We start from the raw sequence: 23,683 nt of genomic DNA, 5'->3' as shown, positions 1-23,683 counted from the left end.
CAAGGCCGATCTGTTCAACTACATCGAGCGATTCCACAACCCCAGAATGCGGCGTAGAGTCGCCAAGCAGGATCAGAAGTTTTCAGCTCTTTCCAACCCGTCCGAGATCACGGGGTAGAACCCACTTCCTCCCGCAGGGCTCGCGAGTTGACTGTGTTCGACGAGAGGATGAGGACAATGTTCTTGGAGCTTCGGAGTCGCTCTCTCAGGCGCGGCTTCAACGTCAACTCCCAGTCGCTGCCATCGCGAACGTTATACGTCTTTTCGTGTGAATCATTGAACGGAAACGACGGATCAGCTCCTTTCCATGTTCGCAAAAGATTGTAGTAGCAGAAGTCCCTCGAGGCATGAGCGCCCAAGCTACTTGAGTTAAAGGGCTCTGCGACATAGAACGCTGTGTAGTTCCCGTTTCGGTACGCCATAGCTCCTCCCCATCAGCACCTCGATTGAAGTCGAGGTGATACCTCGGCGCGCGTCACTAGCATGGCCAGTGGGGGCTGTCCGTCAGCACCGGACTTGCCCGAATCGCAGTTCACATTAGAGCGCCCGAATCGTCAACGTCTCGGCGGGCGACCTGCTGCTTCCCGCTCGCACACCAATGGAGCAGCTGACACCCTGGATCGTGTCTACTTCCGAAAGTGTAAGCGGCATGATAGGTGCTCTTGCCGGACGAAGCTTGTCAGGCCGACTCGTCGCATGCCGGTGTCGGGCTCAGAGCCGTTTGGCTAGGTTCAACCAGCTGCTAAATTCGAGGCCGCAAAGCCGCCGCTCGCCATCCGCCGCTCATGGCCGAAACGAGCCCGTCGTGTTGATCGCGCCACCGTCTTCAAGGGGCTGACAGCCGCCGTTTCGTACCGGTGATAAGGGCAGATTGTCGTCACATCCGTGCCCGGCCCCCAGCTGCGCCGGAGGCTCAGCCCACCCTTACGCCGCCGCGCTCGATGTCGAGCGCCTCGATCCGATCGAGCACGTCGACGAAGCGCATGCCGAACTCGGTCATCCGGTACTCGACGCGTGGTGGCACCTCGGGATAACTGGTGCGCGCGATCACTCCGTAGCGGACCAGCTTGCGCAGCCGCTCGTTGAGCACCTTCGTGCGGATGCCGGTGATCGCGCGTTCGATCTCGCCAGGGCGCGCGATGCCGTTCCGCACGCAGTCGATGACCGAAAGGCTCCATTTGCAGCCAACGACGTCCTCCACCATGCGTGGCACCGGCGTCGCATCCCGTTCGTCGTCACCACTGGCCACGGTCGTCTCCAAACCTTACTGGAAAGTGCCTATCCCACTGAAAAGTGCCTGCTTTTCAGTGACCCCGAGGCGCAGTAGCTTGGCACCTGCGCGATCGGCGCAGCAAGGAGAACCGCGATGAGAACGAGCATTCTGTCGGCATGGCTGATGCTATGCGGCATGACGACAGCCAACGCCGCGGAGCCCGTCGTCCCCTACCCGGACGGCTACCGCGACTGGCGACACGTCAAGAGCATGGTGATCGAGGACGGCCACGCGCTGTTCGCGTCGTTTGGCGGCATCCATCACCTGTACGCAAACGCCAAGGCGATGCAGGGCTACCGCGGCGGCACGTTTCCCGATGGCGCGGTGATCGTGTTCGATCTCCTCGAAGCCGTTTCGGCCGACCGCGCGCTCACCGAAGGCGCGCGCAAGGTCGTCGGCGTGATGCACAAGGACGCCAGGAAGTTCGCCGCGACCGGCGGCTGGGGCTTCGAGGGTTTCGCCGGCGGCGACCCGGCGACGCACGCCGTCGGCGCCAACGCCAAAGCCGCGTGTTTCGACTGCCACACGGCGCAGAAGGGGCAGGACTACGTGTTCAGCCAGCCGCGCCCGGGCGAATGATGGCGCCAGCACCGCCATGGCACGTCAGCGCGTGGTTCAACGCGCCGCAGCCGCTGTCTCTGGAGGGTCTGCGCGGCCGCGTCATCGTGCTGCATGCTTTCCAGATGCTGTGTCCCGGGTGCGTCAGCCACAGCGTGCCACAGGCCGAGCGCGTGCATCGTCTGCTCGCCGCAGACGACGTCGCCGTCGTCGGCCTGCACACGGTGTTCGAGCACCACGCAGCGATGACTCCGGTGGCGCTGCAGGCGTTCCTGCACGAATATCGCGTCACGCATACCGTGGGCGTCGATGCGGCCCGACCGGGCGAGGCAGTGCCGGCAACCATGCACGCCTACGGCATGCAGGGCACGCCGACGCTGTGTCTAATCGACCGTACGGGACGCCTGCGGCTGCAGCACTTCGGCCGGCTCGACGACATGGTGATCGGCGCGGAAATCATGGCGCTGGTGCACGAGAGGGGAGACAATGCCGCAGCGACGCTTGGCAAGAGCCGCTCCGACGGCATTGCTGGGTGTGCGCCGTCAGGCTGCGCCGTCAATCGCGACGAGCGGCACTCATGAGGACCGCGGTCGCCATTCGCCACGTTGCCTTCGGGGACTTGGGCGCCTTCGAGCCCACAAGCACGCAAGCGGGCTTATCGGTGCGCTACTGCGACATTGACACCGCGAAACGGCGCGTCACAACGTTTCAAGAGCGTCGCCGCGAGCATTTGTCGTGCTCGCGGCGACTACCCGCTAGGCGTCCAAACGCGTCGGTCACGGTTCGCGACTTACCCGTATGACCTCCAGCACATGACGCCGACCCCCCAGAACCCAGTCAATTTGCTGACCGGCCCTGAGCCCAATCAGGGCTGCGCCAATACCGCTCACAATCGAAACGCGCATCTTGGATAGGTCAGCTTGCTGGGGGAGTACAAGCCGCACTGTGTTGATCGCTCCCGTCAACTGAATCTGATAGGTCACAAACGATCCGATGGTGACGACATCGTCTGGAAGTTCTGCTTCGGAAACGATTTCTGCTCGATCCACCTCCGCGAGCAGTAGCGTGGCAACCTCGGGTGCGCGGTCCATTGCCGCCTTCGCAACATTGCGAAGGATCGACTCGTTCCGATTGTCAAGGAGCAAGGGTGGTTCCCTGTCGAGGGCAGTGTGATTCATGAGGATTCTCGAAGTAATACAGGCAAAAAAGGTCTGACGCGCGCGATCAACGATCAGCGTGCGCGACGATCAAACTGCGGTGCTGAAACGTCCAAAGGCCCCGGGCAAATGGTTTCGCGCTCACGCGCGAAGCCCCGGGGCTTAGTAGCCTTCGAGAATCGGTCCTCGGCGGGACGACAAGTGGCGGACGTCGAGAGTCATGACGGCCTGATCGTAGGCGGCAAGCCCAGGGGTGTCAATCGAAGTGACCGTCGACTCTCGCGCCTGCGTCCGACGCTCTACTGCGTGCGCGATCTGAACTTGAAGCGACAGACATTCCCACCCTTGGCCATGCACTCCTGGAGATCCACGTTGCTATCGGTATACGTCGACAGCAACGCCAGGTCGAACTGACAGATCTCCGGGTCCTTCTGGGCCAGATCGTGAAACACACAGTTGTCCGCCGAGATGATGTTCGGCTGCAGAACGCTTGTTTCCGAAGTGCTATAGCCCAACTGCTCCATGAGCTCCGCGAGCTTCAGGACTTTGTCCTGCCGGGTTCGCCCAGTCGTATGTTGTTGGCGCAGCTGTTCGGCAACCCTGATCCCCATCGCCGTGAGTCGCTTGCGCAGCGCCGGGCCACCCGCCTCCTGTCGAATCGATTCGACGATCAGTTGTGCCAACCATCCATATTGGCGAGGGAACAGCTCTTTCCCTTTCACGCTCAGCGCGTAGACCTGCGTGGGCCGGCCGCGAGTGGGGCGAACCGATCCCAGGCAAACGATGCCGTCCGCCTCGAGAGCCGTCAGGTGCTGCCGCACCGCATTTCGGGTGATTCCCAGATGCTGGCCCAGTTCATCAACCGTCAACCCGTCCTTGTGTCTGAGCAGCAGTCGGAGCAAGTCCTTCTGGCGACGGCCTAGCAGATCGAGCATGGACACAACCTCTTGTGGGTGGGCTCTTCATTATGGCACTTATGTCATATTCGTGTTGACTATATGGTCTTACGCTCCTTACGGTGGCCGCGCTGCACACCCACACAAGGAGATATCGATGCGCCCGAATCACTACTTCCCCTTCGTAGCTCTTGCCCTCTCGGCGATGGCCGTGCTCCTGCCCTCCGGGCCGGCTCACAGCGCCGAATCGCACCATGCTCATTCTGCGACCACTGCGAGCGTCGTCGAGACGAATGCCGCGATGCGCGACCTCTGGCTCGGCCACGTCTTCTGGGTTCGCAACGTGGTGGAGTCGACTCTTTCCGACAACTCCGCGGCGGCGAAGGCGGCGGAGGAACAGGTCGTCGCCAACGCCAAACAGATCGCCAGCGCGATCGAACCCTTCTACGGCAAGGAGGCATCCGACAAGTTGTTTGGGTTGTTGGCAGGCCACTACGGGGCGATCAAGGACTACCTGGCCGCGCAGACGCCCGCCGCGCAGGACCGTGCCTGGACAAAGATCGCCGCCAACGCCGGTGAGATCGCGGTCTTTCTGAGCGGCGCCAACCCCAACCTGCCAGTCGACACGCTGCGCGGGCTGCTCGCCGCTCACGGAGGCCACCACGTCCAGCAGATCCAGCAGCTTCGCGCCAAGGACTACGCCGCGGAAGCGCGGACCTGGGATGCGATGAAGCAGCACATGTATGTCATCGCCGACGCCTTGACGGGCGCTATCGCAAAGCAGTTCCCAGCCAAGTTCGCCTGAAGCAGCCACTACACGGCAGCGCGCTTTCCCGCGCGCTGCCGTACCCCGAGAAAAGCATGAATCTACCCGTTGCTGTACTTCCCGACCTGCAGTCCTCCATTGACGAGCGCGATCTGGCCATTGATGCGGTCGGCATCAAGGACCTGCGATACCCGGTGCAGATCCGGGAGGGCGCGTCCTGCCAGTCAACCGTCGCAAACTTCACAATGACGGTCGCACTCCCTGCCCGAGTCAAGGGGACTCACATGTCCCGTTTCGTCGAGCTCCTGGAAGCGCATTCGCAACCACTGGAACCCTCAGCACTTCGAAATCTCGTCATGGAAATGGTCGAACGTCTTGGCGCACGACATGGCGAACTCGCAATCCGCTTTCCGTTCTTCATCCGCAAAGCTGCTCCCATCTCGGGTGCCCAAAGCCTCGTGGACTATGAGATCACCTGGCGGGCGAGAGCTTCCGACGGCGAGTACCGGCAGTCTGTCGAAGTGCTGGTGCCCGCAACGAGCTTGTGCCCTTGCTCCAAGGAGATCTCTTCATACGGCGCCCACAACCAGAGATCCCATATCAGGATCTCGGCAGAGCTGTTGGAGATTATCGATGTGGCGGACTTGATTGGCGTCGCCGAGCGCAGCGCTTCCTGCGAGGTGTTCGGACTCCTCAAGCGCCCGGACGAAAAGTACGTCACGGAGCGTGCATACGATAACCCGCGCTTCGTCGAAGATCTGGTCAGGTGCGTCGCGCAGTCACTCCGTGCTGATCCACGAGTCGCCGCATTTACGGTCGAAGCGGAGAACTTCGAATCTATTCACAACCACTCAGCGTTTGCCCGGATCACCTACAGTCCTGAGCGGCACTCCATGTGGCGTGCCGAATAGAACGGGAGCCTACCGATGATCTCGACACCCTTCACGCGCCGATTCGATTTGCGATTCCCAATCGTCTCTGCACCCATGGGTGGTGTCGCCGGAGGGCATCTGGCTGCAACCGTGTCCAACGCCGGTGCCTTAGGCATGATCGGCGGCGGATACGGCGACCTGCACTGGGTCGAGAAGCAGTTGAACCTGGTCAGCGCCTCGACCGACCGCGCATGGGGGATCGGATTCATATCGTGGTCGCTGAAGCCCGAGGTCCTTCAGCTGGCACTGCAGTTCAAACCCGCAGCCGTCATACTGTCTTTCGGATCGCTCCAGCCGTGGGCCGCGCAGATCAAGGAAAGCGGGGCCGCCCTGGGATGCCAGGTTCAGGATCTGCAGACCGCACGACAGGCGATTGATGCCGGAGCCGATTTCCTCGTTGCTCAGGGCGCGGAAGCTGGGGGTCACGGCGGCACTCTGGCTACGATGCCGTTGGTACCGAGCATCGTTGATCTGGCATCGGGCATACCGGTTCTCGCGGCCGGAGGTATTGCGGATGGACGCGGCGTCGCAGCCGCCGTTTGCCTCGGCGCGCAGGGCGCGATGCTGGGCACACGCTTCTACGCGTCAGAAGAAGCGCTTGGCCATCAAGACCTAAAGCAGGAACTTGTCCGGTGCGACGCTTCGGATACCGTGAAAACGCAGGTGTTCGATGTGTTGCGGGAGTATGCATGGCCCGAATCCTTTACGGGTCGTGCGATTCAAAACGATTTTGTCCGAAGGTGGCACTCCCACACATCGGAGTTGGCCTCGCGCGCTGCGGCCTTGATGCCCGCATTCACGCAGGCCCAATCCAGTGGCGACACAAGCCGCGCGATGGTTTGGGCGGGGGAATGCGTCAGCCTGGTGAACGGGATCGAGTCAGCGGATGCGCTGGTTCGTCGAATCGGCGCGGATGCGGAGGCGGTTCTGGCGGATGCCACGGGCGCTTCTTCGACTGGCCCGACCTACCGACGATAAGGGCGTGTTGTCGTCTGGCGCCTTTGACTCAAATTCCAGTCACTGCCCCACCCGCCCCGACCGGCTGGGTCGTGCCAACTGCGGTCAGTGGCAAGCGTCCGCTTTTCGTCGGCCGGCTCGGCACATTCGATCTGGTCTCGATAGTCGAGAGACTGTCATCGAGCAGCCGCGATGATTCATCTCGCAGAGACGGCCTGCAACTGGACCTGAAAATCCGGTGGGAGTTCGGAAGCGCGCGCCCAGAGCTGCGTCTCGCCCTCGCTGGATATCACCAGGCGGTCAGGTGTGACTTCAGCAAGCCTGACCTGCGCCGTCGTTTCCAACTCGCTCTTCGGCGCCGCTGACTCCTGCAGGGCCAGCGTCAGCTGTTCACCGTCGAGACGCCAAGTGCAGGTGCGCGCAGTCCATTTCGAGAACCCGAGCAGGTCGATCCGAACTACCTGCTTGCACGTGCGATCCGTATCGAGCACAAAGAAGACCGTGGCGTCGGCCATGAGCGTTCTGACATCCATGCGCCAGATGCCGGCAATGGAAGCCTCGTTGTCCGATGCCTCGCTCGACGCCGCGGCAGCCGAAGCGACGGCCAGCGCCGTCGCTGCCAGCGTCCGTCGCACAGGATGTCCGTGATTCCTCTGTGTCTTCATCGTGCACGGCACGGGGCACATCTCAGAACTCCATACCCAGGCGGATCGTGAATGTCCGTGGCGGATTGAGCTGGAAGCTGCTGATCGCCTGCTGCGTCGTGGTCGTTCTGGTGGAGCCGCCTTGCGCAGCCGTCTCATCGAGAATGTTGGCCACATGGAAGGACAGTTGTGGTCGGAATGACCAGGCATCGCTGATCAATGTGATGCCACCGTTGAGCGTGCCGAAGTCGTTGATGCGCTCGCTGTGGACGATGTCACCATAGCCCTTGCCGATATACGTGTAGCCGAGATTGGACGCCACGTTGACCAGTCCGATCGGCGCGAAGAACAGCAGCGACGCCGAGTACTGCGATTCGGCGGCACCGGGCATCTGAGACCCGGCCGGAACCAGTGTGCCGTCGGACGCCGTGAACGGTTCGGTGATGTGTGCGTCGGTGAGCCCGCCGTCCAGCGCCAGCATCAGGCCAGGCAGCGGCGTGATCCAGCGCAGGCTGGCTTCGAAACCCTGGCTGATCGCCGCGGACACGTTGTCGGTGTAGTTCAGCGGGACGCCGGTGGTCGTCTGCTGAATCTGCGGGTCCGTGTAGTCAATGTAGAACGCAGTGATGTCGAAGCGCAGGGTGTTTTCCATCCAGTTCGTGCGCAGACCGAGTTCGTAGTTCCACAGCGAATCCGACTTGTAGACCGGGGGAACCCCATTGGTCGGCGAGGAGGGCACGCTCTGCAGGCCGCCGAAGCGGAAGCCGCGGCTCACCAGGGCCCACAAGGAATGGTCGTCGGTGAAGTGATAGGTGGCCGAAATCTTGGGACTGATGCCTTCTTCGTTGATCCGGTTGTTGGAGGCATCGACGTTCTGGCCGTTGTTAATAGCGCGGGCTAGCACGCCATAGCCCTGGTATCCGCCCTTGACCTCGGTCGAGTAGAGACGCGCACCTGCGGACAGTTCGAGGTCGTCCCAGAACGTGTCGCTGACGTCAAAGAACAGCGCACGCTCCTGCGCCTTGGGCTTGGTCACGGCGTACAGCAGCGAGGTCTCGGCGAACAGGCTCGCGCTTTCGACGCCGAGGCCCGACAGCAGACGACTCAGCAGGCTGTCGTTGCCGAGCGTCTGCTGGTGCGCGACCGTGTCGATGAGAATGTCGAAGGTCACCTCGTAATCAAAGAGATACGCGCCCATCAGCCATTGCATGCCCGGCCCCGTCGACTGCAGCCGTAGCTCCTGCGCGAAAGCCGAGGAATCGTCGTGAACAGTCTGGAAGATCGCCGCCGACTCCGGTGTTCCCGGCGGTGGATTGCCGAGGATCCCCGCCGTGCTGTCGCCAACGAAGCTCAGCGTCTTGGTCGAGCGGGACGTCAGCGACACCAGCCGCATTGCTTCGAAGTCATAGTCCACCTCGAGGCTGTCGAGATCGAAGCCATGTGATGTGGGCTGCGGCAGAATGATCCGGCTGTTCTCGCGCGCCTCGCGCGTTACCGCCAGGATCAGTGCATTCTCGGCTTCGAAGTCCTGCTCGAGATGCGTCAGCTTGATCTTCAGCGCATCGGTCGCCTGCCAAGCCAGTATCGCGCGGATCTGGTCGCCGTCGCCATCATCGACGTTGTCCTGCCGGGGTTCGCGCGTGAGATCGTAGACCCCGGGGTATTCGCGTTTCACGTAGCCCACCCGCAGCGCGACGCGGTCTTCATACATCGGCGCGTTAACGGCAACGCCGCTGGTGAGTGCATGGCTGCCCCCCTCGGGGCTCACGTACTGCGTGAACCCGCGGATCTGCCATTCGTCCATCACCGGATCCTGCAATACATAGCGAACTGCGCCCGAAAGAGCGGAACCGCCGAACAGCGTGCCCTGGGGGCCTTTCAGGATTTCGACGCTCGACAGATCGAAAGCGCTTAGATCCGGTGTGATGTTGGAGATGTAGGGATCAGAGAAGGCGACGTCGCCGATCAGGATGCCGGTCGCCGACGGGATGATCGACAGGGGCTCGGCATCGGTGCTGATCCCGCGCATCGCGATGCGCATGAATCCCGGGCCGTTCTGGGTCGCGGTCACACCTGGCGACTCCTGGATGAACGAACCCAGATCCAGCTTCCCCTGGGACTCCAGCTTCTCGCCGTCGAATGCGGAGATCGAAGCCGGAATGTCACGCAACGACTTCGCGCGCTTCGTCGCCGTCACGACGATTTCCTCGAGCTGAGCGCTCTCGGGCGCAGGCGGCGGCAGCTTCTGCGTGTCCACTGCCGAGATCTGCGTCACGGGAATCGTTTCCAGAGATGGCACAGCCGCCCCCTCCGTGGTCTCCTGCGTCCCGGCTTCGGGTTCCGAAGCCTGTTCGGCGCCTGTCGGATCCGCGGGCTCACTGGACGCCCAACTATCCGTCGGAGATTCCGTATCCTGAGCCGGAGCGGCATCGTTGCCAGATTCCGGCTCCGGCATGAAGAGATCGTCCAGCGACGCGTCCTCCTGCGCCGGTGCCGTCTGGGATACGCACATCAAAATCGACAAAACCGCCACACGGGCGCTGAACCTGAACATACTCACTGTCCTCCGGCAGGGTCTCATCGCCCCGGTGATCGAACTGGAAACGCTGTTTCAGAAAACTGAATGGGGAGGAGTCCGCTGCGACCAGCGCACGACGGCATCGAGCTGTGCGGACACACGAAAGATCGTGGCTTCGTCGCCCAGGGGGGCGACGATCTGAGTGCCGACCGGTAGCCCGTTGCTGCCATGGCAGACCGGCACCGACGCAGCCGGATGACCGGTGATGTTGAGCAGCGGCGTGAACGCCGCGTAGTCGCGCAGCGCGCGCGCGGCATAGGTCTGCAGATCCTCATCGCCGCGACTGGGATCGAACGTACCGATCGCGGGGGCCTGCTGCACGCCTGCCGGGGTGACCCACAAGTCGTAGTTCTCAAAGAAGTGATCCACGGCGAGTCGTGCGGCCTGGAACACCGCCTCCGCCTGCAACAGCTCGTCGATCGTCAGCGTGCGTGCGCGCTCGGCGAATTTCAGCGTCATCGGCTCGAGGGTGTCAGGTCCGGCCGCGCGGCCAGACATCGCGCCAATCGTCGCGATCGCGCGCGGCAGTGCATGCGTCCACGCCACCAGGAAGCTGTCGAACAGACCGTGCCAGTCGACCTGCGGCGACGCGTCCTCGACGTCATGGCCGAGCGTTTTGAGCAGTCGCGCGACCTGATCCATCGCTGCGCCGCATTCCGGGGCCAAGGGGGTTTCGAGCGGCGACGCGCGGCACAGGCCGATGCGCAGGCGCCCGGGCTCGCGCTCGACTTCCGCCAGGTGCGACCGCTCCGGTCGCGGCACCCAGAAACGTCCGCCCGCGTGCGGCCCCTGCAGCAGATCCAGGAAGGCCGCCGAGTCGCGCACCGTGCGACTGAGCACATGCAGATGCGTGAAGCCGAACAGTCCCGGGCTCGACGTCGGTGTGCGGCCGCGCGTCGGCTTGAGGCCGAACAATCCAGTGCAGTGCGCGGGCCCGCGAATTGAGCCCCCGCCATCACTGCCCTGTGCGACCGGAACGACGCCGGCGGCAACCGCCGCCGCTCCGCCACCACTCGAACCGCCCGGGGAGTGATGCACTTGCCAGGGATTGCGCGTCGCGCCGTGCAATGCAGACTCGGTCACCGGATAGAGTCCGAACTCCGGCGCCGTGGTGGCGCCGATGATCGCGACGCCGGTTCGCTTGACGCGGCGCATCAGTTCGCCGTCTTGCTTGGCCTTGAGATTCGCGCCTAGGCGCGAGCCCATCGTCGCCGGATGACCCGCACACTCGTTGCCTTCCTTCACCAGGAATGGCAGCCCCGAAAACGGAGCGTCTTCCAGCCAGCTCGGCTGCTCGTCGCTGCAGCCGGAGAGGAAGTTCAGTTTCGGGTTCAGCCGCGCGGCTGCGTCGAGTGCGCAACGCTGTAGTTCACGCGCGCACACCTCCCTGCGGCGCAATAGCTCCATCAGGCCGATGGCATCGTGACGCGCGTACTCGTCGAGCCTCATCGCCTTGCCGACTCGGACATGGGGTCCTGGACCAACCGGAACAGGCGTTCGGGCGTCTCCAGGATGAACAGGTGCGCGGCATCGTCGATCAGATCGAGTTGCGCCCCTGGGATCTGCGCGGCGACATGGCGCGCGACGCCGACCGGCACATTGACGTCGGCGCGACCGTGCAACAGATGAACCGGCAGGTCGATCCGGGTCATATCGAAGCCGAGGGGCTGCTCGTTCAGCGCCATCTCGTGCACGGTCGCCGCGAAGCCCTGCCGCAGCATGTCGCGCGTGGACTCGCCGAGGAAGACATCCCGCACCGCCGGAATCCGCATCACGCGCTGGTCGGCGGGCGGCAGGCCTTTGGCGAGGCGCTCCACGACCTTCTCGTCGAGCCGGCGCGGAAAGGCGACCCTCATCAGAAGCTCGCCGATCCGTGGCTGATGCGTGGCGAGCCAGCCGATCAGGCGATTCCGCAGCGACAAGCCGGCGCGTGCCTCGCGCGGCACCGGCACCGCCGCGGACACCAGGACCAGTTGGCTGATGCGTCCGCGCAGGCGATACGCGCAGGCCAGCGCGAAGCCACCGCCGCCGGAGATCGCGGCCAGTGCCACGCGCGGCAGGCCCAGATGATCGAGCAGCTGACGCACGTCTTCGGCATGACTCAGATAGCTCAGTCCGGGCGCCGGGTCGGAGTGCCCGAATCCCGGCCGGTCTGCCGCGATCAGACGCACGCCGGCAGCCCGCGCGGCCTCGTCGAAGATCTGCGCCTGCAGTCGCCCGCCCGGCGTCCCGTGCATCAGCAGCAACGGTTTGCCGGAGCGCGCGCCGTACTCCGCATACGCGAGTCGCCGGCCATCGGCGAGCTGCAGTTCGAGCAGGGATGGACTCACGTGCGTCTCGAGCCGACCGGCTGGCCGGTCACTTGAGACCCGGCAGGAGCCGGTCGAACAGCAGATTCAGCACCGCCGTATGCGACGCGAGCTGCGCCACCGCGGTCACGGGCTGCTCGAGCGGCTTGCGGATCAGCGCGGAGTCCCGTTTCGGCAACGCGAGGATCGCCTGCCGCTCCACTTCGAAGTACGGTGTGTCCTTGGGCAGCGGTGTGCTGCGCGCACGCTCCGCGCTGGTGGCCATGAACGACACCAGCACGTTGTAGGCAATCGCGGCTTCGACCAGGTTGCGGCCGTCCGCGGTCAGTGCCCGCAGCACCTGGTCGGTGATCTTCATGTTGGTCCGCCAAGCCGGCGAGCCGACCGGCGCATGGACCATGTGCGGGTGCTGCAGCTGCAGCTCGCGGACGGCGAGGAGGTGCTCGATCAGCTGCTGACGCAGCGGCTCCGGACGGTCGGCGCTCGGAATCGGCACGCGCGCCGTCAGGGTCTGCAGCGCCTCGTTCTCGATGTCCTCGATATGACCGACATAGTTGTAGAGGGTCGCGTGATTGACGCCCAGCCGCTGGGCCAGCGCCCGCATCGTCAAGGCGCCGAAGCCTTCGAACTCGAGAACCTCGATCGCCGCGCGGACGATGCGGTCGCGGGTGAGCTTGCGCGGACGGCCAGGCTTCTTCGGGTCAATGGTGGGCATCGCGGACGGACTCATCTGCAGCCGGAGATGACATATTTATACACGCGGTTATAATCAATATCAACCTAGTGGTTATAAACAGCCTGACGAAGGCTCCGCTCAAGTGCGCCAGATCGCTGGCCGCGAACACAGGACGGCGATGCCCACCATCCAAACACTGCAAGGGTCGGTCTGCGGCAGCGTCGAGGACGGCATCCACGTCTTCAGAGGCATTCCCTACGCCGAGCCCTTGTGCGGCCCCGCGAAATGGCTACCGCCTAGGCGGCGGCATGCCTGGAGCGGCGTGCTCGACGCGCGCGACTACGGCCCTGCCTGCATGCAGTTCGGCCGCAGAAGCCTGCGGTTGCCGTTTCCGCGCGCACGGCGCCGCTATCTCGACGCCATCGACGGCTTTCGCGGCATCGCCGAGGGCGACGATTGCCTGCGGCTGAATGTGTGGACGCCAACGCTGGACCGCGACGCGCGACTGCCGGTGATGATCTGGATTCACGGCGGCTCGTTTGCGAGCGGCGCGGCCAACGCGTTCTACGACTGCGCACCGTTCGCACGCGAGGACATCGTCGCCGTCGCGATCCAGTACCGTCTCGGTCCTCCGGGCTTCCTGCACGGTGCCGGCCTGTTCGACGGCGATCTGTGCGCGGACAACCGTGGCTTTCTCGATCAGATCGCCGCGCTGGAGTGGGTTCAGGAAAACATTCAGCGCTTCGGTGGCGATCCCGACCGCGTCACCGTGTTCGGAGAATCCGCCGGCGCGCTGGCGGTCTACCACCTGGCGGCGAGCCCTTTGGGCAAGGGCCTGTTCCGGCGCGCGATCGCGATGGGCGGCATGCCGGGTCCGAACGCCCCGGCGCAGGATCACCATCAACTGACGCGAGACGCCTTGGGGGACGTCGGCGTCGCAGCGGGCGACAGCCACGCGCTCCTGTCACTCGATCGCCCTGCGCTCGCGCGCCTGCAGAACGCGGTCTTCAAGCGAATCCTGCGCGCTCGCGATCCGCAGCAATACGGCGCGATCAGCCGACAAGGCATCCTCCACTGGGGTGCCGCCACGGACACGGCCTTCCTGCCGCGGCCGCCGTTGGCAGATTATGGTTCGGGCACGCCCAACGATGTGGATCTGCTGCTCGGCACCTGCCGCCATGACGGTACCCTGTTCGCGCTGGCCTCGCCGCTGGGCCGCTACCTGTCCGCGCGCGTATTCGCGAACCACATCGGCGGACTCGTTCCCGATGGCGACCTCGACGCGCTGCTGGCGCACTACTGCGCAGCGATGCCGCGCAGCGGCATGCGCGCCGTCTACGAGCAGGTCATCAACGACGCGTGCTTCCGCGTTCCCACCCTGCGCGCCGCGCAAGCGCACGCCTCGGCGCATCCCGGCAAGACCTGGCACTACCAGCTCAATTGCGAATCGGTGATTCCAGGTCTGGGCGCGATCCACGGCATCGACGTCGCCCTGCTGTTCCGGACCTTGCCGGGCATCGCCCTGCTGCCGGACGATGCCGCGACACGCGAACTCTCCGCGCGGATGCGCAAGGCCTTCACCGCATTCGCCCGAACCGGCGTGCCCGCCGCGCCCGGCCTGCCGACTTGGGCGCCCTACGACGCGAACAGCCGCGCCACGATGGTCCTCGACCATGCGTCGGAACTGGTTGCCGATCTGGACGGCCCGCTGCTCGGTTACTGGGCAAAGCGGTGCGGAGACAACCTGGACGCGTCGAGGCCCTCGTCGACGACGTAGGCCGGAAGCGCCTCTCTCAAGGCCAGCGCGGCCGCCGCTGCCGACAGCGCGGGCGCCGTCTGCACGCCGTACCCGCCTTGCCCGGCCAACCAGAAGAAGTCCGGGACGGACGCGTCGTAGCCCACGACCGGCGTTCTGTCCGGCGCGAAGGAACGAAGGCCCGCCCACGACCTGACGATCCTGCGGATCTTCAGCGCGGTGCGCGTCTCGATGAGATCCGCGCAGATGGCGATATCGAGTTCCTCGGGCTGCGCATCGCAGGGCTCCGAGGGCGTCTCGTCTGCCGGCGATGCCAGCAGCAGCCCGGCGTCGGGTTTGAAGTAGAACGACTCGTCCGCTGCGACGACCGCCGGCCAGCGACCGCAGTCGACCTGATGGCCCACATCGATAATCATGGCCGTGCGCCGATAAGGCTGCACGCCCAAAGAACCTGCACTGGCCAACTGCGCGACGCGGTCGGCCCAGGCGCCTGCGGCGTTGACGACCACTCGCGCCCGAAAGCTGCCGGTGGCCGTCGACAACTGCCAGTGGTTTGCATCGCGATCAAGACCGGTCACGCCGGCATTGCACACACGCTCGACGCCGCCCGCACGTGCCATGCGCAGAAAGCCCTGATGCAGCGCATGAACGTCCACGTCGAACGCATCGGGCTCATACGCACAGACAGCAGCAGAGGCGGGTGCCAGCATTGGCACGAGCCGCAGCGCCTCATCCGATCCGATCCTGCGGGCCAGCGGAGATCGGACCAGCGCTTCGATGATTGCGGCGTCGCTCGCGGCGCCGGCATACAGCACCCCGCGCGGAGAAAGCAGCGGATACTCGCTGAACCCCGCTGGCGGAGCATCAAAGAAGCTGCGACTCGCCCGAGTGATGGCCGCAATGCTTTCATTGCCATACAGGGCGCTGTAAAGAGCCGCCGATCGGCCCGTGCTGTGGTAACCGGGCGCAGACTCCTGCTCCAGCAGCAGCACGCTGGCCCGACCTGCCAGGCGCGCCGCCAGGGACGCTCCAGCGATTCCGCCACCGACCACGGCAAAGTCGTAACAGTTCATGAGCAATCAGCTATTCGCCTCGTCGGCACTGCGCATTGCGGCACGCTCGATAGTCATGGCTTGTGAGTGAGGGTCAGGCGGCGACCGTCGCCGGCGCAACGGACGCGCGACGGGTGCGCAACGCGCTGACGATCTGCGCATGTCTCTTGCGATCGATGGGAAAGCGCAGCAGGGCCGGCGCAGTAAGCAGCACCAGCGCGGCCGGCACATAGGCGTAGGCAAGTTTGATCCCGGCGACGGCGTTTGGCGTCTGCGCGGCACTGGTTGCGTCGAAGCCGAAGCGGGCAATCAGGAACATGCCAGCCGCGATGCCTGCGCCGCTGATCGACTTCTGCATCAAGGTGTAGAAGGCGTAATAGGTGCCTGCGCACTCGCGCCTGAACTGCAGGCTGCCGTAGTCGACGACATCGCCCAGCAACGCCGGCATCGCCACGCCGGCCGCGGCGCCGAAGAAGAAGTTGAGCAGCGTCAGCGCGATCACGAGCCCGAGTGCCGACTCGCCGGGCGTGACCAGACCCATCAGTGCGACGGCAATCGCCTGGCCCGTGGCGGCGAAGGCCCAGGCGCGGTGCTTCTCGTAGCGCCCGCAGAGCCAGCCCCAGATCGGCGTCGCCAGCACGGCCATGGGTCCGGTGATCAGCAGCACGACCGCCAGGTGCTTCGAGAGCCCCAGATAGACATCGACATACAGGAACAGCACGCCCTGCATCATGCCGCTGGCAAAGCTGTACATCAGGAACAGACCGGTCAGCCACAAAAGCGGCCGATTGCCGACGACCGAGTGCAGCAGTTGCGCCGGGGCCTCGTCGTGTGTCTCTGTCGCCGCGGTTCCTTCCGGCACGCGACGGATCGCGACCAGACACAGCACCGGCGTTGCCACTGCGGTGATGAGTGCCAGCACCGACAGCGTGACGGGCGTGACTTCCTGCGACTCGGCGAAGCCGATGACCGGTCCCAGGATCGGAACGACGAAGACGACGATCGCACCGACCAGCGCGGTGACGAACAGCCAGACGGCAACCCGCGTTCGATCCTGGTAGTCCTGCGTGATCTCGACGCTCCAGGCCCGGTAGGGGATCTCGGCGACGGTCCAGCCGAGATAGACGAGCAGATACCAGACCGTGAAGTAGGCAATGCCGACGCCCTCGGGCGGTCGCAGCAGAAACCACAGCGCGAACGCCGCCAGCAGCGAACCCGCCACGACCCAGGACTTCCGCGAGCCGCCACGTCGCTTGTGGGCGTCGGAGATCACGCCGATCAAGGGATCGGTGACGGCGTCGAAGATCTTGCAGGCGAGAACTGCGGTACCCAGCGCGCCGAGCGGCAAGCCGAGGAACTTGGCGTAGACCCCGCTGAGAAGTTGTCCCGCAGCCGTGTGCGTGAATCCCTGCATGATCGCCGGCAGCGAGAAGGCCAGCAGCATCCCGCGCGACAGCGTCGTCGTCCTCATGCCGCGCCCTCGAAGCCGCGCCTCGTCCGCACAGCCGACTGCAGCCCCGTCTCGCTCACTGACGCGACCGGCGCATTCGCTGCAGCGCTCACGAGACGCGTCGGGCCATGCGCACGCCGACTGCGGCGAACTGCGCGCGTCCGTCGGTTTCGCCGACGAAAGTCACCCGTCCCTGCAGCATCGGATTGTCGCTGAGGATGTCGAAGCAGTCGGGCGAATGCGGAACCAGCTCCGCCTGCTGGTGCTGAACCAGGCCCGGCTGGCGCGGGACGATTTTCAGTGCCAGTCCGCCGGGCCGCCCGGCGATCAGCAGGCGGGCCGCAAGGTTCTCGTAGGTGCCGACGTAACGCAGGGGCGTCCAGTCGGGCGGCGGCTGCGGCGGCGGGTCCTGCGCCGTGACGCCGATCGGCCGCAGCAGCGTCGAGCGCAGCTCGTCCGCCATCGCGGCACTCGGGCTGTTCGTCAGCAGCGCGTACGCGAAATCGTGTCGGGGCACGCTGAGCGTGTAGGCAAACTGTCCGGCGCAGGCGCCGTCATGGCCGACGATCTCCTCGTCGGCGAGCTTGCCGATGAACCAGCCCAATCCCATGCGATCGAAGCCGGCGCGCAACGCAGGCAGGCGCATCTGCGACGCGCGCATTGCCGCCGTGGACGCCTCGCTGAGGACGCGGCGCCCCGCCTCCGACACGCCGCCGCGCAGGTGCGCCGCGACGAATCGCAGCAGGTCCGCCGCGCTCATGCTCAGCACCGATCCAGCGGCAGCCATGCTCAGCGGCAAATACGTCAGCGGCGATACGGACAGCCGCGACGGGCTCGCCGGATCGGCCATGTGCCCCACGGCGCTGAGGTACCGCAGTGCCTCACGCGGATCGGCGAAAGCCTGGCGCATGCCCAGCGGCGTGCAGATCCGTTCCATCACCAGCTGTTGCCAGGGCTTGCCGGCGAGCACCTCGATGACGCGACCGGCGAGCACGAAGCCGGAATTGCAGTAGCACATGTATGCGCCGACATCGTGCAGCTGCGGCAGAAGCGCCATCTTGCGCACATAACTGTCCGCCGACGCGCCCCACGGATCGTCCTGCGGAAAAAAATCGCCTTCCATGCCGCTGCTGTGATTCAGCAGCTGCCGCGTCGTGATGCGCGACGCCGCGGCTGCATCGGCCAGCGCGAAGTCGGGCAGGTAGCGGCGCACCGGCGCATCGAGATCGAGGCGTCCCTCCTCGACCAGCTGCATCGCGAGCGTCGCCGTGAACAGCTTGCTGATGGAGCCGATCTGGAAGGGCGACTCGGGCCGGACCCGGACGCCACTGTCGACATTGAGCATGCCGGACGCAGCGGCAGCGACTTTGCCGTCGCGCAACACGGCCAGCGATGCACCGACGACGCCGTGGCGTGCAAGCGCCTCATCCAGCAGCTTCTGCAACTCGCCGTCGACGGCGACGGTTGGCACGGCACCGCTCATCGCGGCGCTCCGCGGCTGCGCCCCGCGGGCTTGAGCTCCGGGATCAGGCGATCGATCGTGACTTCGACGGCACGGCGGAATACGTCACGCGGCGGACCGCCGAAGAAGGTCGAGGCGCGCGCCTTCTCGATCATGTCGCGATCGGCGGCGGGGATCAGGGACCGGTGCTGAGCGCGCTGGTCGCCGTCGATGCGCGCAGCAACCGCTGCGCTGTAGGCAAATCCGCTGAGCACCGTCATCGTCAGCGCGGCGCTTTCCAGGCCGACGCCCGCGTCGACCATCGCCCGGATTGCGCCGTTGACCAGGCGCGCGCGGGTCTGCACGGCCTGCGGACCCGTCAACAGATCCACCTGAGGGTGCTGCAGCACCATGTCGTAGTAGGTCACCGCCATGTCGATCAGCTGCTCGCGCACCGGGCCGCCCACTTCGGGCGCACGCACGGCCGCCATCAGCTCTGCGGCAATGGCGTCCTCGATGTCGGACAGCGACTCGAAATAGTTGTACAGCGTGGCCGGGCCGGTGTTCAGCCGCCGTGCGATCGCGTGCATCGACAGCGCCTGGTAGCCGTCGGCGTCGAGGATCGCGAGCGCGGCCGCGACGATCTCCTCGCGCTTGAGCGTCGGCTTGCGTCCTGGCGTGCCCGCGCGCCGCTTGGCCGGCGCCTGCGCCGCTTCTGTCTTCCGCTTCATCGTCTTTATTTACGAATACTATTCGTGTTTAATACACGAACGATGTTCGCCTTTTATCGGAATGTCAAGCGGACCGCCTACCGGAGTCACCGATGAAGCTGTTTCTCGCCGGCATTGCCACCGAGACCAACACGTTTTCCCCGCTGCCGACCGGGCGTGCGGCGTTCTCGACCTGCCATCGTGGCGAAGCCCCCGGCGCGTCCGAACTTGCGCCGCTGCTGGGCGCAGTCGGCGACTGGTGCGCCGGCAATGGCCATGTGCTGCTGCCGGGTCTGCTGGCGTTCGCGCAGCCTGCGGGGCCGACGGTTCGTGCGGCCTGGGAATCGCTTCGCGATGAGTTGCTGGCCGATCTGCGGCATTACCTGGAGCACGGCGGAATCGACGCCGTATTCCTGTTCCTTCACGGCGCGATGGTTGCGGAGGGCTACGACGACTGCGAGGCCGACATGGCTGCGCGCGTGCGCGCGATCGTGGGGCCGGACGTGCCGATCGGCATCGAACTCGATCTGCATTGCCACGTCGACGAGCGTCTGCTGCGCGCCGCCGACATCGTCGTCACCTACAAGGAGTACCCGCACATCGACGTCGCCGAGCGCGCCGCCGAAGTGCTCGAACTGCTCGAGTCCGCGCAGCAGAAGCGCATCCGGCCGACGATGGCCCTGCATGACTGCCGCATGGTCGGCCTGTGGTCGACGGTCAGCGAGCCGATGAAGGGCTTCGTCGCCGGAATGAAGGCCTGCGAACAGCAGCCGGGCGTGCTGTCGGTATCGCTGGCGCACGGATTCCCGTACGGCGACGTCGCACATGCGGGCGCGAAACTGCTGGTCCTCACCGATGGCGACATGGAGAAGGCCGCAGCACTCGCGCGCCAGCTCGGAGAACAGTTCCGAACCTTGCGCGAAGCCATCGCCAATCGCGCGCTGCCGCTCGAGCAGGCGCTGCGTCAAGCCGTGCAGAGTGCGAAGCGGCCCGTCGTCGTCGCCGACCAGTCCGACAACCCCGGCGGCGGCGCCCCGGCCGATTCGACCTTCGCGCTCGCATGGCTGCTGCAGAACGGCGTGCGCGGCGCCGGCATCGCAATCCTGCACGATCCCGAGGTGGTGAAAATCGCGCAGGCCGCCGGCGAAGGCGCGCGCCTGCCGCTGCGTCTCGGCGGCAAGACCGGCGTCACCTCCGGCATGCCCGTCGACGTCGTCGCCACAGTGGGCGCCATCCGCACGGACTACCTTCACGAGTTTCCCCAGGGCGACAACCCGGCGCTGCCGGTGCCGATCGGCGATGCGGTCGCGCTGGACTGCGACGGCATCCACGTCATCGTCGGCAGCCGTCGTGCCCAGTGCTTCACGCCGAAGATCTTCGGCGACTTCGGCGTGACCGGGCTCGATATCTACATTCCGAAGTCGACGCTGCACTTCCAGGCCGGCTTCGCGCCGATGGCCGGCGAGATCATCTGCATGGGTGCGCCCGGTGCGCTCACGCCGATCCTGACGCAGATTCCCTACCGGCACATGTCCACGGCCGGCAAGTACCCCTGGACGGAGTGACACCCATGACCATCGAATCCATCGGCCAGCCGCTGCGACTGGCGAACGGCGAGACCGTGCCGCTGTCCGCGGCGATACGCGCCGGCGATTTCATCTTCGTCTCCGGTCAGCTCGGCATCGACGATCAAGGCCGTCTCGTCGCGCCGGATATCGCCGGGCAGGTGCGTCAATGCATCGAACGCATCCGCGGGATTCTCGCGCAGGCCGGCGCGGGCCTCGACGCCGTGATCAAGGCCACGGCCTGGCTCACCGAGCCATCGGACTTTGCCGCGTTCAACGCCGCCTATCGCGAGTTCTTTCCGGAACGACCGCCGGCCCGGTCCACCGTCGTCAGCGCGCTGCTGATTCCTGGCGCGCGCGTCGAGATCGAAGCCGTGGCGTACATCGAGCGCCCGCGATCGCGGCATTCCGCGCACTCTCGGTCTGCACACTGACTCCCATGCCCGGACATTCGACACGGGGCCTGCAGGCCCCGCTGCAGCTTCACATTCCGGAACCGTCCGCCCGTCCCGGCGAAGCACCGGATTTCAGCGGTCTGGTGATTCTTCCGGCCGGCACCGTGGCGCGACCGGATGTGCACGCACCGGCCGCTGCGCTGCGCGAGCTGCCGTTCCAGCTGATCCGCGTGCTCGACGACGACGGCCACGCAGTGGGCGACTGGAATCCGCACCTGCCCGCTGAGACGCTGCGCGCCGGCCTGCGCGCGATGATGCTCACACGCGCACTCGACGAGCGTATGGTGCGCCTGCAGCGTCAGGGCAAGACATCGTTCTACATCAAGAGCAGCGGCGAGGAGGCGATCGGCGTTGCGCAGGCCTTCGCGCTGCAACGCGACGACATGTGCTTCCCCAGCTACCGCCAGCAGGGCCTGCTGATCGCGCGCGACTGGCCGATCGTCGATCTGATCTGCCAGATCTTCAACAACCGCAAGGACCGGCTCAAGGGTCGCCAGCTGCCGATCCTGTACTCCTGCCGCGAGGCCGGCTTCTATTCACTGTCCGGCAATGTCGGCACGCGCTTCCCGCACGCCGTCGGCTGGGCGATGGCTTCTGCCTACAGCGGAGACACGCGCATCGCCGCGGCGTGGATCGGCGACGGCACCAGCGCCGAGGGCGATTTCCATTACGCGCTGACTTTCGCCTCGGTGTACCGCGCACCGGTGATTCTCAATGTCGTCAACAACCAGTGGGCGATCTCGACCTTTCAGGGCATTGCCGGCGGCGACGAAGCGACCTTCGCGTCACGTGCAGTCGGCTACGGCCTGCCGGGCCTGCGCGTCGACGGCAACGACTTTCTGGCGGTCTACGCGGCGACGCGCTGGGCCGCCGAGCGCGCGCGCAGCAACGGCGGCGCGACACTGATCGAGCTGTACACCTATCGCGCCGCGGCGCACTCGACCAGCGACGATCCGTCGAAATACCGGCCGCAGGACGAGGCCGCGCACTGGCCGCTCGGAGATCCGGTCGAGCGCCTCAAGCAGCACCTGATCGGACTGGGCGCATGGTCCGAGGAGCGCCACGCGGCACTCGCCGAAACACTCGATGAGGAAGTCAGGGCCGCGGTTCGCGAAGCCGAGAGCCATGGCACGCTCGGCACCCCTCCAGCCGATCCGGAGACGATGTTCGACGACGTCTTCGAGCACGTGCCCTGGCATTTGCGCGAGCAACGCGACGAGATGAAGGCTGAAGGACTATGACGGCGATGAACATGGTCCAGGCGCTGAACTCGGCGATGGACGTGATGCTGGAGCGCGACCCCACGGTGCTGATCTTCGGCGAGGACGTCGGCTACTTCGGCGGCGTGTTCCGCTGCACCGCCGGACTGCAGCAGAAGCACGGCAAGCGCCGCGTGTTCGACGCGCCGATTGCCGAAGGCGGCATCGTTGCTGCCGCAATCGGCATGGGCGCGTATGGCTTGCGTCCCGTCGTCGAAATCCAGTTCGCCGACTACATCCTGCCGGCCTTCGATCAGCTCGTGTCCGAGGCGTCGCGACTGCGCTATCGCTCCGCGGGCGAGTTCTGGGCACCGATCACGGTGCGGGCGCCCTGCGGCGGCGGCATCCACGGCGGCCAGACCCACAGTCAGAGCCCGGAGGCGATCTTCACGCACATCTCCGGCCTCAAGACGGTGATGCCGTCGAATCCGTACGACGCCAAAGGCCTGCTGATTGCCGCGATCGAGGACAACGACCCCGTCGTCTTCCTGGAACCCAAGCGTCTGTACAACGGCCCGTTCGACGGCCACCACGATCGCCCGCTGCAATCCTGGTCTGCGCATCCGGCCGGCGAAGTACCGGACGACTACTACCGCATCGAGCTCGGCCAGGCGGCGATCGTGCGTCCCGGCGCCCAGGTGACCGTGCTGACTTACGGCACGATGGTGCATGTCTGCCTCGCCACCGTCGACGCCTGCGGCATCGACGCGGAGATCATCGATCTGCGCACGCTGTTTCCTCTGGACATCGACACGATCACCGCATCCTTGCGCAAGACCGGGCGCTGCGTCATCGCCCATGAGGCGAGTCGCGCTTCGGGCCTGGGCGCCGAGCTCGCCGCCCAGCTCCAGCAGCGCTGTTTCTACAGCCTCGAAGCGCCCATCGAACGCGTCACCGGTTGGGATACACCCTATCCGCACGCTTTTGAATGGCAGTATTTCCCGGGCCCCGGCCGCGTCGAGCGTGCGCTCAAACGTGTCATGGAGGCGTGATAAGACACTGCGCCTTCAAGCTGCCTGTCGTGTCCGAGCGTCGGAGAATTTGTACCGCGGCCCCGACATGCTGGCGTCTTCTTGCGCCAATGTCCGCTTTCTGACTGACCAATGGCGCGGTCTGGAGTCCGGTTTGGACTTCCCCTGCGGCAGTAGGCATCGCCGGCCTATGATTTGAGCATAGGAGGAAGTGCATGAGTACCCAGAGATTTACACCAGAGTTCAAGGAGGAGGCTGTCCGCCAAGTTCTCGAACGC

23 protein-coding genes and 1 pseudogene are annotated in these 23,683 nt (G+C 65.3%); 11 read left to right on the top strand and 13 right to left on the bottom strand.

From position 1 onward, the window contains the following. Nucleotides 1-122: 122 nt before the first annotated feature. A pseudogene (locus E4T66_RS21905) lies at nucleotides 123-422 on the bottom strand (TIR domain-containing protein); the annotation flags it as partial. 491 nt (nucleotides 423-913) lie between these two features. Next, on the bottom strand, nucleotides 914-1,249 hold the full coding sequence (locus E4T66_RS20985) for a winged helix-turn-helix transcriptional regulator (protein ID WP_211243067.1): 336 nt from the start codon (nucleotides 1,247-1,249) through the stop codon (nucleotides 914-916). A gap of 117 nt (nucleotides 1,250-1,366) precedes the next feature. Between E4T66_RS20985 and E4T66_RS20980 the strand changes: the two genes are divergently transcribed. After that, entirely contained in the window at nucleotides 1,367-1,852 is a 486-nt protein-coding gene (locus E4T66_RS20980; protein WP_136852053.1) for a cytochrome P460 family protein, read from the top strand. Further along, entirely contained in the window at nucleotides 1,852-2,412 is a 561-nt protein-coding gene (locus E4T66_RS20975; RefSeq protein WP_136852051.1) for a redoxin family protein, read from the top strand. Before E4T66_RS20980 ends, E4T66_RS20975 begins: the two co-directional genes overlap by 1 nt. A gap of 195 nt (nucleotides 2,413-2,607) precedes the next feature. On the opposite strand, the gene rnk is transcribed toward E4T66_RS20975, so the two are convergent. Beyond that, the gene (gene rnk / locus E4T66_RS20970; protein WP_136852049.1) at nucleotides 2,608-3,009 is read right to left on the bottom strand and encodes a nucleoside diphosphate kinase regulator; all 402 of its coding nucleotides are present in this window, start codon (nucleotides 3,007-3,009) and stop codon (nucleotides 2,608-2,610) included. A 278-nt stretch (nucleotides 3,010-3,287) separates the two neighbouring features. Continuing rightward, complete coding sequence (locus tag E4T66_RS20965) at nucleotides 3,288-3,923, bottom strand: helix-turn-helix transcriptional regulator (RefSeq protein ID WP_136852047.1); 636 nt, start codon at nucleotides 3,921-3,923, stop codon at nucleotides 3,288-3,290. A 118-nt stretch (nucleotides 3,924-4,041) separates the two neighbouring features. Between E4T66_RS20965 and E4T66_RS20960 the strand changes: the two genes are divergently transcribed. From E4T66_RS20960 to E4T66_RS20950, 3 genes are read left to right on the top strand one after another with little or no spacing between them, the layout of a single operon-like run. Beyond that, nucleotides 4,042-4,689: a hypothetical protein gene (locus tag E4T66_RS20960; RefSeq protein WP_136852045.1), complete on the top strand. Its 648-nt coding sequence runs from the start codon at nucleotides 4,042-4,044 to the stop codon at nucleotides 4,687-4,689. 56 nt (nucleotides 4,690-4,745) lie between these two features. Beyond that, nucleotides 4,746-5,561, top strand: coding sequence for a GTP cyclohydrolase FolE2 (folE2, locus tag E4T66_RS20955; protein ID WP_136852043.1), 816 nt, complete (start codon nucleotides 4,746-4,748; stop codon nucleotides 5,559-5,561). A 15-nt stretch (nucleotides 5,562-5,576) separates the two neighbouring features. Next, on the top strand, nucleotides 5,577-6,560 hold the full coding sequence (locus E4T66_RS20950; RefSeq protein WP_136852041.1) for an NAD(P)H-dependent flavin oxidoreductase: 984 nt from the start codon (nucleotides 5,577-5,579) through the stop codon (nucleotides 6,558-6,560). Nucleotides 6,561-6,736: 176 nt separating this feature from the next. On the opposite strand, the gene E4T66_RS20945 is transcribed toward E4T66_RS20950, so the two are convergent. Then, nucleotides 6,737-7,054, bottom strand: coding sequence for a hypothetical protein (locus E4T66_RS20945; RefSeq protein WP_136852039.1), 318 nt, complete (start codon nucleotides 7,052-7,054; stop codon nucleotides 6,737-6,739). On the opposite strand from E4T66_RS20945, the gene E4T66_RS21805 reads away from it, so the two are divergent. After that, complete coding sequence (locus E4T66_RS21805; protein ID WP_282707021.1) at nucleotides 7,053-7,187, top strand: hypothetical protein; 135 nt, start codon at nucleotides 7,053-7,055, stop codon at nucleotides 7,185-7,187. The genes E4T66_RS20945 and E4T66_RS21805 overlap by 2 nt on opposite strands. 39 nt (nucleotides 7,188-7,226) lie before the next feature. On the opposite strand, the gene E4T66_RS20940 is transcribed toward E4T66_RS21805, so the two are convergent. The 4 genes from E4T66_RS20940 to E4T66_RS20925 all read right to left on the bottom strand — a co-directional run bounded on the left by E4T66_RS20940 (nucleotide 7,227) and on the right by E4T66_RS20925 (nucleotide 12,785). Continuing rightward, nucleotides 7,227-9,482: a TonB-dependent receptor gene (locus E4T66_RS20940; protein WP_248679833.1), complete on the bottom strand. Its 2,256-nt coding sequence runs from the start codon at nucleotides 9,480-9,482 to the stop codon at nucleotides 7,227-7,229. A 312-nt stretch (nucleotides 9,483-9,794) separates the two neighbouring features. After that, the gene (locus E4T66_RS20935; RefSeq protein WP_136852037.1) at nucleotides 9,795-11,210 is read right to left on the bottom strand and encodes an amidase; all 1,416 of its coding nucleotides are present in this window, start codon (nucleotides 11,208-11,210) and stop codon (nucleotides 9,795-9,797) included. Continuing rightward, nucleotides 11,207-12,091 carry an alpha/beta fold hydrolase gene (locus E4T66_RS20930; RefSeq protein ID WP_136852035.1) on the bottom strand — a complete coding sequence of 295 codons (885 nt, stop codon included), beginning with the start codon at nucleotides 12,089-12,091 and terminating at the stop codon, nucleotides 11,207-11,209. The genes E4T66_RS20935 and E4T66_RS20930 overlap by 4 nt, the downstream gene beginning before the upstream one ends. A 28-nt stretch (nucleotides 12,092-12,119) precedes the next feature. Beyond that, nucleotides 12,120-12,785, bottom strand: coding sequence for a TetR/AcrR family transcriptional regulator (locus E4T66_RS20925; RefSeq protein WP_169577758.1), 666 nt, complete (start codon nucleotides 12,783-12,785; stop codon nucleotides 12,120-12,122). A gap of 139 nt (nucleotides 12,786-12,924) precedes the next feature. Between E4T66_RS20925 and E4T66_RS20920 the strand changes: the two genes are divergently transcribed. Beyond that, on the top strand, nucleotides 12,925-14,523 hold the full coding sequence (locus E4T66_RS20920; RefSeq protein WP_136852031.1) for a carboxylesterase/lipase family protein: 1,599 nt from the start codon (nucleotides 12,925-12,927) through the stop codon (nucleotides 14,521-14,523). Here E4T66_RS20920 and E4T66_RS20915 read toward each other — a convergent pair. The 4 genes from E4T66_RS20915 to E4T66_RS20900 all read right to left on the bottom strand — a co-directional run bounded on the left by E4T66_RS20915 (nucleotide 14,463) and on the right by E4T66_RS20900 (nucleotide 19,176). Then, nucleotides 14,463-15,575, bottom strand: coding sequence for an NAD(P)/FAD-dependent oxidoreductase (locus E4T66_RS20915; protein WP_136852029.1), 1,113 nt, complete (start codon nucleotides 15,573-15,575; stop codon nucleotides 14,463-14,465). The genes E4T66_RS20920 and E4T66_RS20915 overlap by 61 nt on opposite strands. A gap of 73 nt (nucleotides 15,576-15,648) precedes the next feature. After that, entirely contained in the window at nucleotides 15,649-17,025 is a 1,377-nt protein-coding gene (locus tag E4T66_RS20910) for an MFS transporter (RefSeq protein ID WP_136852027.1), read from the bottom strand. Nucleotides 17,026-17,113: 88 nt separating this feature from the next. After that, nucleotides 17,114-18,487: a serine hydrolase domain-containing protein gene (locus E4T66_RS20905; RefSeq protein ID WP_136852025.1), complete on the bottom strand. Its 1,374-nt coding sequence runs from the start codon at nucleotides 18,485-18,487 to the stop codon at nucleotides 17,114-17,116. Continuing rightward, a complete protein-coding gene (locus E4T66_RS20900) occupies nucleotides 18,484-19,176 on the bottom strand; it encodes a TetR/AcrR family transcriptional regulator (protein ID WP_136852023.1) in 693 nt (230 codons plus the stop codon). Before E4T66_RS20900 ends, E4T66_RS20905 begins: the two co-directional genes overlap by 4 nt. A gap of 92 nt (nucleotides 19,177-19,268) precedes the next feature. Here E4T66_RS20900 and E4T66_RS20895 point away from each other — a divergent pair, with 92 nt between their 5' ends. The 4 genes from E4T66_RS20895 to E4T66_RS20880 are packed head-to-tail and all read left to right on the top strand — an operon-like array spanning nucleotide 19,269 to nucleotide 23,426. Next, on the top strand, nucleotides 19,269-20,720 hold the full coding sequence (locus E4T66_RS20895; RefSeq protein ID WP_136852021.1) for a M81 family metallopeptidase: 1,452 nt from the start codon (nucleotides 19,269-19,271) through the stop codon (nucleotides 20,718-20,720). Nucleotides 20,721-20,725: 5 nt separating this feature from the next. Continuing rightward, nucleotides 20,726-21,154: a RidA family protein gene (locus E4T66_RS20890; protein WP_136852019.1), complete on the top strand. Its 429-nt coding sequence runs from the start codon at nucleotides 20,726-20,728 to the stop codon at nucleotides 21,152-21,154. Nucleotides 21,155-21,159: 5 nt separating this feature from the next. Further along, a complete protein-coding gene (locus E4T66_RS20885; RefSeq protein ID WP_136852017.1) occupies nucleotides 21,160-22,416 on the top strand; it encodes a thiamine pyrophosphate-dependent enzyme in 1,257 nt (418 codons plus the stop codon). Then, nucleotides 22,413-23,426 (top strand): alpha-ketoacid dehydrogenase subunit beta, encoded by a 1,014-nt coding sequence (locus E4T66_RS20880; RefSeq protein ID WP_136852015.1) that lies wholly within the window; start codon nucleotides 22,413-22,415, stop codon nucleotides 23,424-23,426. The genes E4T66_RS20885 and E4T66_RS20880 overlap by 4 nt, the downstream gene beginning before the upstream one ends. Nucleotides 23,427-23,683 lie beyond the last annotated feature (257 nt).

The sequence above is a fragment of the Sinimarinibacterium arenosum genome, assembly GCF_005047655.1.
In the GTDB taxonomy this organism is placed as follows: Bacteria; Pseudomonadota; Gammaproteobacteria; order Nevskiales; family Nevskiaceae; genus Solimonas.
The sequence above is the reverse complement of the archived record's forward strand: the minus strand, read 5'-3'. Positions and strand labels throughout refer to the sequence as shown.

What these genes read in the sequence shown, in the direction of transcription:
- E4T66_RS20960 (WP_136852045.1), top strand. Translation starts at nt 4,042, where the DNA reads ATGCGCCCGAATCACTACTTCCCCTTCGTAGCTCTTGCCCTCTCGGCG.
- E4T66_RS20900 (WP_136852023.1), bottom strand. Translation starts at nt 19,176, where the DNA reads ATGAAGCGGAAGACAGAAGCGGCGCAGGCGCCGGCCAAGCGGCGCGCG.
- E4T66_RS20910 (WP_136852027.1), bottom strand. Translation starts at nt 17,025, where the DNA reads ATGAGGACGACGACGCTGTCGCGCGGGATGCTGCTGGCCTTCTCGCTG.
- E4T66_RS20975 (WP_136852051.1), top strand. Translation starts at nt 1,852, where the DNA reads ATGGCGCCAGCACCGCCATGGCACGTCAGCGCGTGGTTCAACGCGCCG.
- E4T66_RS20980 (WP_136852053.1), top strand. Translation starts at nt 1,367, where the DNA reads ATGAGAACGAGCATTCTGTCGGCATGGCTGATGCTATGCGGCATGACG.
- E4T66_RS20920 (WP_136852031.1), top strand. Translation starts at nt 12,925, where the DNA reads ATGCCCACCATCCAAACACTGCAAGGGTCGGTCTGCGGCAGCGTCGAG.
- folE2 (WP_136852043.1), top strand. Translation starts at nt 4,746, where the DNA reads ATGAATCTACCCGTTGCTGTACTTCCCGACCTGCAGTCCTCCATTGAC.
- E4T66_RS20965 (WP_136852047.1), bottom strand. Translation starts at nt 3,923, where the DNA reads ATGCTCGATCTGCTAGGCCGTCGCCAGAAGGACTTGCTCCGACTGCTG.
- E4T66_RS20945 (WP_136852039.1), bottom strand. Translation starts at nt 7,054, where the DNA reads ATGGCCGACGCCACGGTCTTCTTTGTGCTCGATACGGATCGCACGTGC.
- E4T66_RS20935 (WP_136852037.1), bottom strand. Translation starts at nt 11,210, where the DNA reads ATGAGGCTCGACGAGTACGCGCGTCACGATGCCATCGGCCTGATGGAG.
- E4T66_RS20925 (WP_169577758.1), bottom strand. Translation starts at nt 12,785, where the DNA reads ATGCCCACCATTGACCCGAAGAAGCCTGGCCGTCCGCGCAAGCTCACC.
- E4T66_RS20895 (WP_136852021.1), top strand. Translation starts at nt 19,269, where the DNA reads ATGAAGCTGTTTCTCGCCGGCATTGCCACCGAGACCAACACGTTTTCC.
- E4T66_RS20915 (WP_136852029.1), bottom strand. Translation starts at nt 15,575, where the DNA reads ATGAACTGTTACGACTTTGCCGTGGTCGGTGGCGGAATCGCTGGAGCG.
- E4T66_RS20950 (WP_136852041.1), top strand. Translation starts at nt 5,577, where the DNA reads ATGATCTCGACACCCTTCACGCGCCGATTCGATTTGCGATTCCCAATC.
- E4T66_RS20905 (WP_136852025.1), bottom strand. Translation starts at nt 18,487, where the DNA reads ATGAGCGGTGCCGTGCCAACCGTCGCCGTCGACGGCGAGTTGCAGAAG.
- rnk (WP_136852049.1), bottom strand. Translation starts at nt 3,009, where the DNA reads ATGAATCACACTGCCCTCGACAGGGAACCACCCTTGCTCCTTGACAAT.
- E4T66_RS20880 (WP_136852015.1), top strand. Translation starts at nt 22,413, where the DNA reads ATGACGGCGATGAACATGGTCCAGGCGCTGAACTCGGCGATGGACGTG.
- E4T66_RS21805 (WP_282707021.1), top strand. Translation starts at nt 7,053, where the DNA reads ATGAGCGTTCTGACATCCATGCGCCAGATGCCGGCAATGGAAGCCTCG.
- E4T66_RS20890 (WP_136852019.1), top strand. Translation starts at nt 20,726, where the DNA reads ATGACCATCGAATCCATCGGCCAGCCGCTGCGACTGGCGAACGGCGAG.
- E4T66_RS20885 (WP_136852017.1), top strand. Translation starts at nt 21,160, where the DNA reads ATGCCCGGACATTCGACACGGGGCCTGCAGGCCCCGCTGCAGCTTCAC.